At 68.9% G+C, this 13,338-nt stretch carries 15 protein-coding genes; 7 read left to right on the top strand and 8 right to left on the bottom strand.

What is annotated here, in order from left to right; genetic code table 11:
* Position 1 precedes the first annotated feature (1 nt).
* Complete coding sequence (locus tag REH65_RS25190; RefSeq protein ID WP_406689364.1) at positions 2-568, bottom strand: TetR/AcrR family transcriptional regulator; 567 nt, start codon at positions 566-568, stop codon at positions 2-4.
* 98 nt (positions 569-666) lie between these two features.
* Between REH65_RS25190 and REH65_RS25195 the strand changes: the two genes are divergently transcribed.
* Both REH65_RS25195 and REH65_RS25200 read left to right on the top strand, forming a co-directional pair.
* The gene (locus tag REH65_RS25195) at positions 667-825 is read left to right on the top strand and encodes a hypothetical protein (RefSeq protein ID WP_406689365.1); all 159 of its coding nucleotides are present in this window, start codon (positions 667-669) and stop codon (positions 823-825) included.
* Positions 826-836: 11 nt separating this feature from the next.
* Complete coding sequence (locus REH65_RS25200; RefSeq protein WP_406689366.1) at positions 837-1,355, top strand: DUF2269 domain-containing protein; 519 nt, start codon at positions 837-839, stop codon at positions 1,353-1,355.
* A 105-nt stretch (positions 1,356-1,460) separates the two neighbouring features.
* Here the strand turns inward: REH65_RS25200 and REH65_RS25205 are convergent, their stop codons facing one another.
* Positions 1,461-2,726, bottom strand: coding sequence for an MFS transporter (locus REH65_RS25205; protein ID WP_406689367.1), 1,266 nt, complete (start codon positions 2,724-2,726; stop codon positions 1,461-1,463).
* A complete protein-coding gene (locus REH65_RS25210; RefSeq protein ID WP_406689368.1) occupies positions 2,723-4,084 on the bottom strand; it encodes a rhodanese-like domain-containing protein in 1,362 nt (453 codons plus the stop codon). Before REH65_RS25210 ends, REH65_RS25205 begins: the two co-directional genes overlap by 4 nt.
* A 74-nt stretch (positions 4,085-4,158) precedes the next feature.
* Between REH65_RS25210 and REH65_RS25215 the strand changes: the two genes are divergently transcribed.
* From REH65_RS25215 to REH65_RS25225, 3 genes are all read left to right on the top strand, one after another.
* Positions 4,159-4,818: an ArsR/SmtB family transcription factor gene (locus tag REH65_RS25215; protein WP_406693237.1), complete on the top strand. Its 660-nt coding sequence runs from the start codon at positions 4,159-4,161 to the stop codon at positions 4,816-4,818.
* Positions 4,819-4,868: 50 nt separating this feature from the next.
* A complete protein-coding gene (locus REH65_RS25220) occupies positions 4,869-5,525 on the top strand; it encodes a class I SAM-dependent methyltransferase (RefSeq protein WP_406689369.1) in 657 nt (218 codons plus the stop codon).
* Between the two features lie 83 nt (positions 5,526-5,608).
* Positions 5,609-6,823 carry an MFS transporter gene (locus REH65_RS25225; protein WP_406693238.1) on the top strand — a complete coding sequence of 405 codons (1,215 nt, stop codon included), beginning with the start codon at positions 5,609-5,611 and terminating at the stop codon, positions 6,821-6,823.
* Between the two features lie 209 nt (positions 6,824-7,032).
* Here the strand turns inward: REH65_RS25225 and REH65_RS25230 are convergent, their stop codons facing one another.
* From REH65_RS25230 to REH65_RS25250, 5 genes are read right to left on the bottom strand one after another with little or no spacing between them, the layout of a single operon-like run.
* On the bottom strand, positions 7,033-7,668 hold the full coding sequence (locus REH65_RS25230) for a vitamin K epoxide reductase family protein (RefSeq protein ID WP_406689370.1): 636 nt from the start codon (positions 7,666-7,668) through the stop codon (positions 7,033-7,035).
* Positions 7,669-7,670: 2 nt separating this feature from the next.
* A complete protein-coding gene (locus REH65_RS25235) occupies positions 7,671-8,342 on the bottom strand; it encodes a DsbA family protein (protein WP_406689371.1) in 672 nt (223 codons plus the stop codon).
* A 42-nt stretch (positions 8,343-8,384) separates the two neighbouring features.
* Positions 8,385-9,317 (bottom strand): M56 family metallopeptidase, encoded by a 933-nt coding sequence (locus REH65_RS25240; protein WP_406689372.1) that lies wholly within the window; start codon positions 9,315-9,317, stop codon positions 8,385-8,387.
* Positions 9,314-9,685 carry a BlaI/MecI/CopY family transcriptional regulator gene (locus tag REH65_RS25245; protein ID WP_406689373.1) on the bottom strand — a complete coding sequence of 124 codons (372 nt, stop codon included), beginning with the start codon at positions 9,683-9,685 and terminating at the stop codon, positions 9,314-9,316. The genes REH65_RS25240 and REH65_RS25245 overlap by 4 nt, the downstream gene beginning before the upstream one ends.
* A gap of 42 nt (positions 9,686-9,727) precedes the next feature.
* The gene (locus REH65_RS25250) at positions 9,728-10,300 is read right to left on the bottom strand and encodes a copper resistance protein CopC (protein WP_406689374.1); all 573 of its coding nucleotides are present in this window, start codon (positions 10,298-10,300) and stop codon (positions 9,728-9,730) included.
* Between the two features lie 214 nt (positions 10,301-10,514).
* On the opposite strand from REH65_RS25250, the gene REH65_RS25255 reads away from it, so the two are divergent.
* Together REH65_RS25255 and REH65_RS25260 are read left to right on the top strand one after the other, a co-directional pair.
* On the top strand, positions 10,515-11,276 hold the full coding sequence (locus REH65_RS25255) for a cytochrome c biogenesis CcdA family protein (RefSeq protein WP_406689375.1): 762 nt from the start codon (positions 10,515-10,517) through the stop codon (positions 11,274-11,276).
* A 167-nt stretch (positions 11,277-11,443) separates the two neighbouring features.
* The gene (locus REH65_RS25260) at positions 11,444-13,285 is read left to right on the top strand and encodes a bifunctional copper resistance protein CopD/cytochrome c oxidase assembly protein (protein WP_406689376.1); all 1,842 of its coding nucleotides are present in this window, start codon (positions 11,444-11,446) and stop codon (positions 13,283-13,285) included.
* Positions 13,286-13,338 lie beyond the last annotated feature (53 nt).

The raw sequence follows: 13,338 nt of genomic DNA on the forward strand, positions 1-13,338 counted from the left end.
GTCAGTCTGGCCGCAGTCCTGCCATCGTGACCGCGACGAGTCGTCGCGTGGCTGCCTTGGATGGCAGTCTGGCGGCGGCTGTGAGTGAGTGGAGGCAGAAGTTCGCCAGCTCGCCGGGTGCCACGTCGTCGCGGAACTCGCCGGTGCGCACTCCCTCGGCCAGCAGGTGCTGGATGAAGTGGGTCAGGTGTTGCTGCGCGTCGGCGACGTGCTCGCCGCGGTGCAGCAGCGCGGCGAGTTCGGTGCCGTGCCGCTGCTGGGAGATCTGCGCGAACTCCTCCAGCACGGCTTTGAGTCGTTGGCCCGGGCTACCAGCGCCGTGGCCGATCTTGGCGAGGTGCTGGAGGTGCTCGGAGACCTGGCGCTCGTGCCAGGCGAACAGGATCGCCTCGACGTCCGGGAAGTACTTGTAGAGCGTGGCTCGTCCGATGCCCGCCTTCTCGGCGATCTGCGACATCGTGACCGCGCGCAAGCCCTGCTCGGCCACCAGCTCCGCAGTGGCGTCCAGGATCGCGCCACCGACCTCCCGCCGGTGCGCCTCCACCGTCTCGTTCCACAACCTCGGCACGCCAATGACTATACGCACCGCCACGTCCGACACTCGACGTCATGGTGTAGACACGGTGTATCGTAAAATACCGACGAAGCGAGCACCGAGGACACGACATGGCTGACGCACCCTTACCCCCAGAAGACCGCGACGCGGACGACGGTCACGCGTCCCCGCGCTGGGTGAAGATCTTCGCCCTCATCGGCTTGGCGCTGCTCGTGCTGTTCGTGGTGGTGCACCTCGCGGGCGGCGGCATGGGGAGCCACCTGCCGTGATGCCTCCGGGGGTGCGCAAGGTCGCGCTGACCGCGCACGTCGCGTTCTCCGTCGGCTGGCTCGGGGCGGTGGGAGCGTTCCTCGCGCTCGCGATCGCCGGTCTGTCCAGCGGCGATGCCGAGCTGGCGCGGGCGGCGTATCTCGCGATGGAGCTGACTGGCTGGTACGTCCTCGTGCCCTTGAGCCTCGCCTCGCTGATCACCGGTCTCGTTCAGTCGCTGGGCACGTCCTGGGGCTTGTTCCGGCACTACTGGGTCCTGCTGAAGCTCGTGATCACCGTGCTGGCGACCGCGGTGCTGCTCGTGCACATGCGGCCGGTGAGCCACCTGGCGGACCTGGCCGCCGAATCCGGCTTGACCGGTGCCCACACCGCTACGCAGATCCAGGTCATCGCCGACGCCGGCGCCGCAGCGGTGGTGCTGCTCGTCGCGATCGGTCTGTCGGTTTTCAAACCGCGCGGCCTGACCCGCCACGGATGGCGCGCACAGCGGCAAAACGGAGCCCAACAATCCGCGCATTCGGGTTCTTAGTTCGACGCGTCACAAAGTCGGGTCCGCCCACGAGGGTCAGCCGCTACACGGTCGATGAGGTCGGGGTCCGGGTTTGGAGGGCTGAACTCGACGATGCTGCGGGGTTCATGGTGCGTCCGAGGCGGTGCGGTGGGTTTGGGGGTGGGTTTCGTACATGCGGATGGCGATGCTGATTCCGGAGGCGAGGCTGAGGGCGGCCGCGGCCCAGACGGCAGCGCGGAGGTCGGCGAGGTCGGCGACGATGCCGCCGAGGACGGCGCCTGCGGCGTAGCCGCTGTCGCGCCAGAGCCGGTAGACGCCGACGGAGCGGGCGCGCCAGCCGGGGTGGGCGACGTCGCCGATGGCGGCCAGCAGGGTGGGGTAGACCATGGCGGTGCCCGCGCCGAGCAAGAGGGTCGCGAGGGCCCATCCCGAGAAGGTGTTGGCGAGTGCGATGAGGGCGAGCGCCGCGGCCTGGGTGAGCATGCCGGCGGTGATGAGGTGCTTGCGGCCCCATCGGTCGGACAACGCGCCGGTGGCGAGTTGTCCTGCGCCCCAGACGGCGGGGTAGAGGGCGACGAGGAGGCCGACGCGGTCGACGGTCAGTCCGGCGCTGGCGAACAGCAGGGGGAACAGGCCCCAGGACAGGCCGAAGTTGAGGTTGTTGACCAGGCCGCCTTGGCTCGCCGAGGACAGGGCCGGGTCGGTGATGGTGGTGCGGGTGAAGACCTGCCGATTGGTCAGTTCGGTCCGAACGCCCGGCGTGGGTGTGGGTTGGCCTGCTTCGAGGCGGGCGTGCTCCCGGGTTTCGCGGACGGCGAGGCTCGACAGGGCGAGGGCGAGCACGACGTACGCGGCACCGAGTAGGAAGGGAACCGGTCGTAACCCGTGCTGCTCGGCGAGGTGACCGGCGAGCGCGGCGGTGATCGCCACGGCGCTGTAGCCGGCGGCTTCGTTGAGGCCCATGGCCAGGCCGCGTTGGTGGGGGCCGACGAGGTCGATCTTCATGATCACGGTGGTGGACCAGGTCAGACCCTGGTTGATGCCGAGCAGGAGGTTGGCGGCCACGATCCAGCCCCAGTTCGGTGCCCAGATGAGCATGGCCGGTATGGGCAGGGCGATGAGCCAGCCGGCGATGAGGACGGGTTTGCGGCCGAAGCGGTCCGAGCATGTGCCCGCGAAGTAGTTGGTGGCGGCCTTGCTGATCCCGAAGACGAACACGTAGGTGAGCAGGAAGGTGTAGCCGGACAGGTGGAACTCCTGCTCGGCCAGCAGCGGCAGCACCGTTTGTTCCTGCCCGACCATGCCGCCGACCAGGGCGTTGACGAGGACGAGCAGGCTGAACTGGGCGAGGTTGGCGCGCAACCCCAAACGCAGACCGGTGGAGCTCATGCTCCGCCTTCCAGGGAACCTCCGGTGGTTTCGGCCCAGTCGTCGGGACCGCCTTCGAGGACGGCGAGGTCGCGGTGCCCGGCTTGTTCGAGCAGGCTGGCGGCCCCCATCGCGCGTTCGCCGTGCCCGCACATCACCACCGTCGGCGTTCGGGGCAGCGAGTCCGCGATGTCGGACAGCGCGCCCAGTTCGACGTGGGTGGCTCCGGGGATGTGCCCGGCGGTGAATTCTGCGTCCTGGCGCACGTCCACGACGTGCTCGCGGGTGATCTCGTCGGCGTCGACTAGGCGGGTCGTGGTGGTGGGCTGGTCGGCGGCGGTCCAGGTGGGCATGCCGCCGGCCAGTTCGCCTGCGAGGTTGGTGTAGCCGATTTTGACGGCTTGCCAGGCGATTTCCGCTGGATCTTGGTCGTCCGATCGCACGATCACCAGCGGACGCTCGGGGTCGGCCAGCCAGCCCAGCCACGAGGCGAACACCGGGCGCAGCGGGATCGACAAAGCACAGGGGATGTGACCGGCGGCGAACTGGCGCACCGGGCGCACGTCGATGACCTGTGCGCCGTCAGCTCGCAGCGATCGCACTCGCGCCACGTCCAAGCTGGGCAGCGCGGGGTCGGTGTCGAGCACGGCGGGTCCGCGCCGGTTGTGCTCGGGCAGTCGCAGGAAGTAGGGCGGGAAGCTGCCCAGCGAATCGAGTAGGTCGGTCACGAACGCGTCTTCGTTCTCGGCTCGCAGCAGGGAGTTGTGGGTCTTTTCCGCGCCGATGGTGCTGGTGCGCTGCGCTCCGGGAGGTGCGGAGCAGAACGATCCGGCTCCGTGGGTGGGCCACACCGCGAGCTCGTCGGGCAGCTCGGCCAGCCGGTGCAGCGAGGCATACTGCCGGCGCGCCAGGGCCTCGGTCTGATCCGGCGCGACGAGGTCGGTGCGTGCCGCGGCGCCGACCAGCAGGGATCCGCCGGTGAACACCCCGGCAGGCCGGTCGCCATCGAGCAGCAGGAACGACAGGTGCTCGTGGGTGTGCCCCGGTGTGGCCAGCGCCCGCAGGCGCAATCCGCCGAGGTCGACCTCATCGCCGTCGCGCAGGCCGGTGTGGGCGAACTCCCGGTGCCCGGCGGCGGAGGCGAGCACGCGGGTGCCTTCGGTGGCGGCGAGCTGTCGCGAACCGGAGACGAAGTCGGCGTGCAGATGCGTGTCGGCGGCGAAGGCCAGTGTTAGCCCGCGTCGGCGCGCGGCCTGCCACGTGCTGCGCAGGTCCAGGCTCACGTCCACCGCCAGCGCGCGGCAGTCGCCCAGGTCGACCAGGTAGGCAGAGTTTCCCAATCCCTCGTCGACGAGGGGAACCGGATCCACCGTGCTCATCGTGGCGTCTCCCATCCGGGGTGGTGCGTGCTCTGGTGCTAGTTATACGCTATTCCAAGGATGATTGGAGAATGATGGGTGATCGAGACGCCAAGACGGCTCTGTTCGACCAGTTCGCCCGGGTGGGGAAGGCACTCGGCAGCGGGAAGCGGTTGGAGCTGCTTGATCTGCTCGCCCAGGGCGAGCGCACGGTCGAGTCGCTGTCCCGTGCCGCCCAGCTGGGCATGACGACCGCCTCGGCGCACCTGCAGACGCTCAAGCAGGCGAACCTGGTCGCGACCCGCCGGGAGGGCACGAAGATCTACTACCGGCTCGCCGGCAGCGACGTGGCCGCCTTGTACGCGCTGGTGCGCACGGTTGCGAGCGCGCACCTGCCGGACGTCGACGCGGCCAGCGCCGCCTACCTGGGGCCCGACGACGCCGAGCAGGTCACCCGCGACGAACTGCTGCAGCGCGCCCAGCGCGGAGAGGTCGTCGTCCTCGACGTGCGCCCTCGCGAGGAGTACGAGGCCGGGCACATCCCTGGCGCGGTCTCGATCCCGGTGGAGGAGCTCGCCGACAGGCTCGACGACATCCCGGCCGATCAGGAGATCGTCGCCTACTGCCGGGGCACCTACTGCGTCCTTGCGCACGACGCGGTGCGTCTGCTCAGCGCCCGCGGCCGCAGCGCCCGGCGCCTGGCCGACGGGATGCTCGAATGGCGGCTCGCCGAACTGCCGGTGGAAATCGCCTGAGCCCGACACCGCGAGCACGCGGTCAGCAGTCACAGCGAACAGGAGGCAGGATGACCGCCGAGCTGGCTCGAGCTCAGCGCACGCATTGGCAGTCGGTCTACCGCAGCAACCCCCACATGTACGGCGAGCAACCCTCCGCGCCCGCGCGGCACGCCGCCGAGGTCTTCGCCGCCGAGCGGGCGACCACCGTGCTGGAGCTGGGGTCCGGGCACGGCCGCGACAGCCTGCACTTCGCTGCACGCGGTTTCACCGTGCATGCGATGGATTTCAGCCGCGACGGGCTCGACCAGCTCCGATCGCGGTCGCGCGAGATCGGGGTTGCGGAGCGCGTGGCGACCACCGTGCACGACGTCCGCGACCCCATTCCCCTGCCCGACGGCAGCGTGGACGGCGTGTTCGCGCACATGCTGCTGTGCATGGCGCTGTCCACGAGCGACATCCACGCGCTGGTCGCCGAGATCCGGCGCGTGCTGCGACCCGGCGGCACGCTCGTCTACACCGCGCGCCACACCGGCGACGCCCACTGGGGCACGGGCATCGACCACGGCGACAACATCTACGAACACGGCGGTTTCGCCGTGCACTTCTTCGGCCACGACCTCGTCACCGCGCTCGCCCGCGGATGGACCCTGCGCGAGGTCTACTCCTTCGAGGAAGGTCAGCTCCCGCGCCGCTTGTGGCGGATCACCCAGACCACCGCGCGCTGACGCATCGGCTCACCCATCCGGTTCCTGAAAGGCATGCCGTGTCGAACGTCGCTGTTCACCCCGCTCACCGTCGTGTCGTGGGGGTGCTTGTCGCCGCCCAGGTCCTCAGCGGAGCCGGGCTCGCCGCCGGTATCACCGTCGGTGCGCTGCTGGCCCAGGACATGCTCGGCAGCACCGGTCTGTCCGGTCTTCCCAGTGCTCTGTTCACCATCGGCTCCGCCGCCGCTGCCGTCTTCGTCGGACGCCTCTCGCAGCGGTGGGGTCGGCGCGCGGGGTTATCGCTGGGCTACGGCGCCGGCGCTGTCGGCAGCCTCGGCGTCGTCGCGGCAGCCGCTCTCGGCAACGTGTCCCTGCTGTTCTTCGCGCTGTTCGTCTACGGCGCGGGCACCGCCGCCAACCTCCAAGCCCGCTACGCCGGAGCCGATCTCGCACCCGAGCAGCACCGCGGACGGGCCGTGAGCACCGTGCTGATGGCCACCACGCTCGGCGCCGTCGCCGGACCGAACCTGGCCACGATCACCGGCGACCTGGCCGACGCGCTCAACATCCCGCAGTTGGCCGGGCCCTTCCTGCTCGCCGTGGTCGCCTACGCTGCTGCGGGTCTCGTGCTCTGGGTGATGCTGCGGCCGGACCCGCTGCTCACCGCACGCGAATTCGCCTCCGGCACTCCACAGGAGACGGACTCGGCCGACCTCAGTGCGCAGCACCACCCCTCCGGTGTTGCCGGAGGCAGCGGTCGACTCGTGCTGGGCGCGTCGGTCATGGTCCTCACGCAGCTCGTGATGGTCGGCATCATGACCATGACCCCCATCCACATGCAGCACCACGGCCACGGCGTGGGTGCGGCCGGAGTCGTCATCGCGGTGCACGTAGCGGGCATGTACCTGCCCTCGCCGATCAGCGGTCTGCTCGCCGACCGGTTCGGCCGCCTGCCCGTGGCTACTGCCGCGGCGGTCACCCTCCTGGCGGCCGGGTTGCTCGCCGCTTTCGCCCCGCCGCACTCGGTCGTCCTTTTGGCGCTGGCCCTCGGGCTGCTCGGTCTCGGCTGGAACTTCGGCCTCGTCAGCGGCACGGCGATCATCACCGACACCGTTCCGCTCGCCACCCGCGCCAAGACCCAGGGGACGGTGGACGTTGCCATCGCCCTCTCCGGTGCGGGCGGCGGCATGGCCTCCGGGCTCGTCGTCGCCGGCAGCGACTACGCCACGCTCACGATCCTGGGCGGAGTCCTCGCGCTCGCGATCATCCCGGCCGTGGCCTACACCGCACGAACCAGCCCAGTCGTCATCGCCAGGTGAAATCCATGTCCCAGTGTACGAAACCGCTGTGTACCGGCCGAATTTTCGAATGTGGTTCTGAACTCGTCCCGCTCGTCAGTGAGCTGGCCGCCTCGCTGATGCGGGACCACATTTCAACAGCGCTCACGCGCAGTGGGGCGTCGGGGCTAGGTCTAGGAAGCGGTGCTGGGGTAGTGGGAAGGGGCCCACGCTTGTCGTCGTACGGCTTGTCAGAGGAGTGTCCTCCAGTACGTCCAAAAGGCTTGCAGCACTAGCGCGACGAGGACCAGGTACCAGATGGTGAGGAACGCGGTGTGGTACTGGGCCAGCTTCTTGACGGCCGTGTGGACGCCCGACGACGGCTTGAGGTGGTGTTGGGCGGTGTTGAGGGCCGTGTACCAGAAGATCGGGATGGTGACGACCCAGACGATCATGCAGTAGGGGCACAGGGCTTGAATGCTGTAGAGGCTTTGGGCGATGAGCCAGTGCACGAACACGACGCCGAAGGTGGTGCCGGCGAGCAGGCCGAGCCAGAACCAGCGGGGGAAGCGGGCGCCTGCGAGGCTGGCGACGCCGATGGTGGTGACGACGGCGAAGCCGCCGATTCCGATCAGAGGGTTGGGGAACCCGAAGGCTTCGGCCTGCGGGGTCGACATGATCGACCCGCAGGAGAAGATGGGGTTGATGCTGCACGTTGGCGTGTAGCCGGGGTTTTTGAGCAGCGCGATCTTTTCGATGGTGAGGATGAAGGCGGGGAGTAAGCCAATGGCCCCGCCGATGGTGAGCACGTAGGGAAGTGCGCGGGAGGCTGTGTCGCCACGGGGAGTGTCCACTGTGGCGGATGTGCTGGATGGTGTCGTCGACATGGTTACCTGGCCAGGGCGGCGTCGATCCGGGACTTGAGTTCATTGTAGGAGGGCATCGACGGCAACTGGTGTCCGTTGAGGAACAGGGTGGGGGTGCCTTGCACGCCGAGGGCGGCGCCGTCGTCGAGGTCTCGCTGGACGCGATCGATGGTGGCGGGGTCGTTCACGGCTTGCCGGAAGCGGTCGATGTCGAGTCCGAGTTCGCGGGCGTATCCGACGAACGTCTCTGCTTGGGAGACGTTCTTGTGGCTCCACTGCTCCTGGGTTTCATACATCTTGCGGTACATCGGCTCCATCGCGCCCTGTTGTGCGGCGGCCTCGACCGCCAGCGCGGCCGGTCCGGAGTTCGGGTGGCCGGGCAGCGGGAAGTAACGGGCGACGACGGTGATGCGGTCGCCGTATTCGTGCCGCAGCTGCTCGACGACGGGGAACATCGCCTTGCACGCCTCGCACTCGAAGTCGAGGAACTCGACCAGCGTGACCTTGCCGTCAGGGGAGGCGGACAGGCGGTGGCTGTCTGGGCGAACCAGCACCTCGGCCGGTGCGGCCTGTGGTTGTGGGCTGTCGGTGGCGGCTGGCCGGGTGGAACTTCCGTTGGTGAACGCCAGCAGGGCGCCGAAGCTGATGATCGCGGCGGCGATCACGGCGAGGGTGATCTTGAGGTTCTTGGTCATGTGGTGGTGTCCTGGTTTTCGGCGGCAGGGTGTCGTGTGTGGCTAGGGGGCCCAGCTCAGTTGGCAGGCGAGAGTGAGCAGGGCGGTGGGGCCGAGGGCGATGGCCAGTGCCACTGCGGGGGAGAGCACCATCGCCGACGGTCCGAGGTGCGCGGCGGTGGGGTGCAGGAGGTAGGTCATGCGGGTGGTGAGGTTGCCGCCAGTGGCTCCCAGGGCCGTGTCGGGCAGGCTGTGGGTGGCCATGCGCACCAAGGCGCGCGCGACGGTGCTGCGACCGCACGACGTGCCGGCGCGTTCGTCGGCGAGGCGCTCGACGAGGAGTTCAACCTGTTCGGGCAGCGCGCGGAACAACGGCAGGAAGGGCAGCGCGGTGGACAGCCCGCGAGCCAGCGTCAGTAGCACGTGGTGATGGCCGGTCAGGTGCGCGCGTTCGTGGGCGAGGACCGCGTCGAGCTGGGCGACCGACAGCGTGTCGCGGGCGGCAGTGCTGAGGACGATGTGTCGCGGGCGTCCGGCCAGGCAGTAGCACAGCGGGCGTGCGTGCTCTACGACGATGATTCCCGTGTGCGGATCAGGCGTGCCGAGCGTGCGGAGTTCGGCTCGGTGCGCCTCGTTGTCCCGATGGCTGCGCAGCGCGTGCCGCGTGAGAACGACGGCGATGTAGGCCGTGGCACCGGTGGATACGAGCGCGGTGATGAGCGAGGGCACGCCGGGGCGGTGCAACAGGCCCACGCAACCGGCGACGAACGACCGAACGTCGGAGGCGGCCAGTGGTGCGGCTTCCACCCGCGGGTCGAGCAGGGTGATGGGACCGGCCAGCACGAGCATGACCAGGATCGCACCGGCAGCACCGAACCACGCCGCCAAGCCCAGTCGGGGAGCGGCCAGCAGCCCGCGCTGCCGGAGCAGCAAGGTGGGTGCGGTGATGCCGACCAGCAGCGCCCCGCTCAACAAGCCGATCGCGGGCGGGCTCATGAGTCCGATCCGTCCTCATCGGAGTCCACCAGGGCCCGCAGTGCAGCGAGATCCTCCTCGCTGATCTGGCCGACGAAGTGCAACAGCGCAGCGGAGCGGTCGCCGCTGCTGTCCAACGCGCGCGCCATCACCTCGGCGGTGTGGGCCTCCCGGGAATCGGTGGTCCAGTAGACGAAGGCACGGCCGACGAGCCGACGCTGAACGCGCCCTTTCTTGAACAGGGTGTCCAGGACGGTCAACACCGTGTTGTAGGCCAGCTCTCGGGTCGCGAGCAGGCTCTGCTGGACTTGGCGCACGGTGAGTTCGTCCTGCGCAGCCCACAGCACGTCGAGGACGGCTGCTTGGAGATCGCCGTTGCGTGCCTTCACCACATCACTCCTCGCGTTCGGCGATGATCGAACGGTTTCCTGCTAGTGGTCTCGTCCCAAGCGGCGCATCGTGACGACGATTCCGGCGATCAGTACGGCGACGCCGACCGCTCCTGCCGTCCAGAGTCCCCACGAGGGACCCTCGGGTTGGGAGGAGGCACCCGGCTGCGCCTGCGGAGCCGGTGGTGTGCCCGGGGCTGGGGCTGGTGTGTTGGCGCTCACGGTGAACTGGAGTTGGCCGGTCACGGGGTGGCCGTCGGCGGAGACGATGCGGTAGGCCAGCGTGTAGCCACCGTTGGTCAGTTCCGGCAGGGCCTGGGTCACCTCGTTCTGGGCCACGCTCGGCGCGGGTAGCTGGGGGTGACCACCGTCCTGATCGGTGAGGGAAACGCTGACGAACTGGGGATCCACCGGGTCGCTGAAGGTAAGCCGAGCCGAGGCGGGCGGCTGCGGCAAGGCCGCCCCTTGAACCGGATCGCTGCCGATCAAGCTCGCGTGCGCGGAGGCCGTGGCCTGCGCGGTGAGGAACCCGAGGATGAGCAGCGTCGTCACGGCACCAAATCGGTGCAGCCACAGCGGCCGTCGATGAGGGCTGCCGGGGCGGCGTGAACTCATGTCTGTCACCTCTTGTTGCTGAAAGGGATCTGGCAGAGGGGAGGCCTTTCGGCGACCCCCGCCGCGACCTCGCCATCACCTAGACCGCATAGTTGACGGTGCTTACCGTACCCATTCGACGGCGAGGCCTGCTGGCGGGGCTGGGCGCAGGGCCGACCCCGGTGGCCTGCGGGCGCCGGTCTCGTCGCGTGTCCAGTGAGGAGCCGGTTGATCCATGACCGAGTTCGTGATCAACGGCCCGGTGCTGCTGGCTGTTGTGCTGTCGTTGCTGGCGGGCATCATTTCGTTCGCTTCACCGTGTGCACTGCCTCTCGTGCCGGGCTACCTGGCGTATCTGGCAGGACTTGCCGGCACGGGTCACACCGCCGGTGTTGATGGCGAGCAGGGAAGCCGCACCGGGCGCGGCCGGCTGGTTCTGGCGACCGGGCTGTTCGTGGCTGGTTTCACCGTGGTGTTCGCCTTGGCGGCAGTGGTGGTGCTGGGTGTTTCGGATGCGTTGCTGCGCAACGAACTTCTGCTGCAACGCATCGGCGGGGCGGTCACGATCGTGATGGGTCTGGCGTTCGTGGGTCTGGTGCCGGCGTTGCAGCGCGAGTACCGCGTGCATCGTCTTCCCCGCGCCGGTCTTGCGGGAGCACCGGTGCTGGGTGCGATCTTCGGTCTGGGTTGGACGCCGTGCCTGGGGCCGACGTTGACGGGTGTGATCGCGTTGGCCGCGGGAACCGGCACCACCGTGCGGGGTGTGGTGCTGGTCATCGCCTACGCCGCAGGGCTCGGTCTGCCGTTTCTGGCGCTGGCGGCCGGAGCCAGCTGGGCGATGACGATGACCTCCTGGCTGCGCCGCAACGTTCGCGCCGTTCAGATCACCGGCGGAGTCCTGCTGATCACCGTCGGAGTGTTGCTCCTCAGCGGCTTGTGGGGCGCGATGCTGGCGTGGCTCCGCATCCCCATCGCCGGGTTCACCCTCCCGATCTGACCAAACCAGTTTTTCTTCCTCGGAGATGTAGGGCCATGTCACAAGCATCATCGGGTCCCGATACCGCGCAGGGTGACAGCACGGATGCGCCTCGTGCAGCCACCTCGAACCGGGCTGCGCCTACCTCGTCGCGGGGCTCGACGCGTTCGCGTGATCTCGGTGCGCTGGTGGCCATCTGCGGTGCTCTCGCCGTCGTGCTGGGTATGGCACTGACCGGTGTGTTCGCCGGTGATGCGTACGCGATCTACGGGCTGCCCGATCCCGGTGCGCTGGTGCGTTACGGGCTTCCGATGATGCGGGTGCTGGCTGATCTCGGGGCCGTGGTGTGCATCGGGTCGCTGTGGCTGGCGGCCTTCGCCATCCCGCCGGGACGATCCGGGATGATCGCCGCGGATGGTTACGCCGCGGTGCGTGCCGCCGGTTGGTCGGCGGCGGTGTGGTGTGTCGCTGCCCTGTGGGTGGCGCCGCTGCTGGCTGCTGACGCCTCGGGTCGGCCGCTGCTGGAGCTGGCCGACCCGGTGGTGTTGTTCGGTTTGATCGACGCGATCGAACAAGCCAAGTCGTGGCTGCTGACCGCCGGGGTCGCGCTCGTGGTGGCTATCGGCTGCCGGGTGGCGTTGTCCTGGACGAGCGCAGCGGTGTTGCTGCTGTGCGCTGTGGCTGGGTTGTTGCCGGTGGTGGCCACGGGGCACTCGGCCAGTGGTGCTCATGACCTCGCCACGAGCAGTCTGCTGTATCACCTCGTGGGTGCCTCGTTGTGGATCGGTGGCCTGGTGGCTCTGCTCGCGCATGCTGCCCGCCGTGGCGCGCACCTGGCTTTGGTTGCTCGACGATTTTCGAACCTGGCGCTGGTGTGCTGGATCGTGATGGCTGCTTCGGGGGTGATCAACGCGGCCACGCGGATCGCGCCGTCGGCTCTGGTGAGCACGAACTACGGACTGCTCATCCTGATCAAATCAGCGGCGTTGGTGGTGCTGGGCGTCGTGGGATATCGCCAGCGATCCCGGGCCGTGGATGCGGTGACCCGGGACGGCTCGGTGGCGAGCCTGCTGCGGATGGGGTCGATCGAGGTGCTGGTGATGCTCACCACCGTCGCGGCCGCGGTGGCGCTGGGGCGCACACCGCCGCCCGGCGGCGAAGCCGGCGTTGCTTCGCGCACCGAAGAGCTGATCGGCTACACCCTCAACGGGCCGCCGACGCTGGCGAAGCTGGCCCTGGGCTGGCGTTTCGACTTGATCTACGGAGTTCTCGCCGCCGTCGCGGCGGCGCTCTACCTGTTGGCGGTGCGCCGCCTGTGCCAACGATCCGGGGCATGGCCTGGCGTTCGGACCCTGTCGTGGCTCGCTGGGTGTGCCACGGTGATGCTTGCGACCTCGTCGGGAATCGGTCGCTACATGCCCGCGTTGCCGAGCGTCCAAATGGGAGGCTGGCTGCTGCTGGCCGTCGTCGCCCCCGCTTTGCTGATGGCAGCGGCCCCGCTGAGGCTCCTTCAGCGAACACTCCGTTCCGACGACGCCACCGCGCCCGGGCCGCGGGAGTGGGCGCGGAACATCCGCAACACAGCGTTGGTGCGCAGGCTGGCGAACCCGCTCATCGCTGCCGCGGTGTTGTCGGTCCTGTTTTCCGTCGTGTACTTCTCGGGCTGGCTGGAAACCGCGATCTACGAGTTCTGGCTCCAACCGGTCTTGCGCGGCGGCTTCCTGCTGTTCGGTTGCGTGCTGTTCTGGTCGGCACTGGGGCTCGACCCCGTTCCCGCAGCGGCCTCCCGGGCAAGCAGGGTGTTGGCTCTGGTCGGCGTCGGCGCGTTCCTCGTTGGTCTGGGGAATTTCCTGACGCAATCGGATAGGGCGATCGGCGAGCCCTACTACCGCGGGCTAGGCCTGCCCTGGCTCCGCGACGTGCTCGCACACCAGCACCTCGCCGGTGGGTTCGCGATCGCCGCTGCCGCCGTGCCCGTGGTCGTGGCAGCGGCAGTGTGGTGGCGCAGCCGATCCCAGGGCACGCGTTAGCCATCCAGGTGCGGCGAGGCTGACGCGCACCTTCCCCGAACGATTCAACATGC

The sequence above is a fragment of the Saccharopolyspora sp. ID03-671 genome (genome assembly GCF_045278815.1).
Classification (GTDB): Bacteria; Actinomycetota; Actinomycetes; order Mycobacteriales; family Pseudonocardiaceae; genus Saccharopolyspora; species Saccharopolyspora ipomoeae.